This is a genomic window from Chelatococcus reniformis (assembly GCF_014640075.1).
Classification (GTDB): domain Bacteria; phylum Pseudomonadota; class Alphaproteobacteria; order Rhizobiales; family Beijerinckiaceae; genus Camelimonas; species Camelimonas reniformis.
This window is the reverse complement of sequence record NZ_BMGG01000028.1, coordinates 1-1,647: the sequence shown is the minus strand read 5'-3', so window position 1 is coordinate 1,647 and position 1,647 is coordinate 1. Positions and strand designations below refer to the sequence as shown.

Annotated in this window: 1 protein-coding gene and 1 pseudogene; both read right to left on the bottom strand. The window is 69.5% G+C overall.

The genetic code is table 11. The features are described from left to right. A pseudogene (locus IEW34_RS30170) lies at positions 1–1,265 on the bottom strand (adenylate/guanylate cyclase domain-containing protein); the annotation flags it as partial. A 138-nt stretch (positions 1,266–1,403) separates the two neighbouring features. Next, positions 1,404–1,647 (bottom strand): adenylate/guanylate cyclase domain-containing protein (locus IEW34_RS30165; protein WP_188612953.1); only part of this gene is annotated, 244 nt, incomplete at its 5' end.

Below are 1,647 nucleotides of genomic sequence, written 5' to 3'. Positions count from 1 at the left end.
AAGTCGGCGATGTCGGTGAACAGCGCCGTCACCTCCTGGCGCGCCGCCGAGCGGCCGGCGAAGCGGCCGTCGTCGAGGATGCGCCTGACGATCTCCACCGGCACATAGAGGCCGAAGCCGTTGATGGCGGTCCGCGCGGCCGTCATGGCGCGGCTGAGGGCCGAGATCTCCGAAATCCGGGAGTGCACCTCGACGGGGGGCATGAGCAGCAGGTCCTTCAGGCTGTCGGCCTCCCCGGTCAGCCGGCGCAGGGTCTTGGCGATCTGGCCGGAGAGGATGAGCGCCAGCAGCACGCCGGTCAGCAGGATCGCCGCTGCGATGGCGAGGTCACGCATGAGCGCGGCGTCGGCCGCGCGGGTCAGCTCGGCCAGGGGGGCGGCGACCACGACGCGCGAGCCCTTGAGCAGGCTGTCAAAGTCGACGCTGGTGGCGGAAACGAGGTAGGACTGCCCGTCGATGGCGAGCTGCGAGGTCGTATCGAGCGGAAGTGGCCGCCGCAGCAGGGGGGCCACGTCGACCTGGGCAGGTCCGGACCGGATCAGCACGTCGCCCTGCGGGCCGACGACCAGCGTGATCGCGCCCGGCGTGACTTGGCTGGCATCGAGGAATTGCGACAGCGTCGACAGCACGACATCGACGCCGAAGACGATGCCCGGACGGGTGCTGTGGGCCTTGGCGACGGTCATGCCGAGCTCGCCGGTGGTCTCGAACAGGTAGGGGGGCACCGAGGCGGTGTCGGTTCGCCCGGTCCCCAGGCGATACCAGGGCCGCGTGCGCGGATCGTAGGGGCGGCCGACCTCCGGCCGTGTCCCCAGCAGCGCCATGTCGGCATCGTGGAGCGTCCACTGCGCCTGCCGCCGCCCGTCGGAACCGATGGTCACGATGCGTACCGCGTAGGCCGCGGCGGCGGGAGCATCGAGCACCCTGCGCCAGCGCGGCGAGCGTCCCAGATGCACCACGTTGACCGCGTCGCCGTTGGGATAGCCCACATAGGCGGCGTCGACATGGGCGGCGCGATCGACGGCGAGCTTGAGATAGGCGATCTTCGACGCGAGCTGGTCGGGAGGCGGCCGCTCGAACTCGTCGGCGATGGCCGCCACCTCGACGAACATCACCGATTCGGCCGACAGCAGGCGATGGTTTTCGACCAGGCGCTCCGACAGCACGCGCATGTGCTGGCTGGCGAGCGCAATCGCTGCCTTACGGCCCGCATTGTAATGCAGGCCCGCGATCAGGCCGGTGACACCGATCAACAGGCCGACCATGACGACGGCCAGGTACTCCCGAAGAGGCCGCGACCACCTCGTTGACGCATGTTCGCCCATGGCCTTCGATAGACGCAAAGGCCAGGCCCGTCACGGTCGGCCGGTGGGCGCCGATTGACCCCGTTGCCGGATACCGGCTCAGGCGACGGTTTCGACCATCGGCCGCGCCGGCACGCCGCTGCGGGCGGACACCAGCTCATACACGGTGACGGACTCAGTCCGTCCCTTGGCCTGAACAGTGTCGACCTTGCGGAACGCGAACGCATCGCCGCAGCGCGCCGCCGTCGTCTGCGACACCAGGATCGCCGTGCCGTAGGTCTTGTTGATGCCTTCGAGGCGCGAGGCCAGGTTGATGGTGTCGCCCATCGCCGTGTACTGGAGG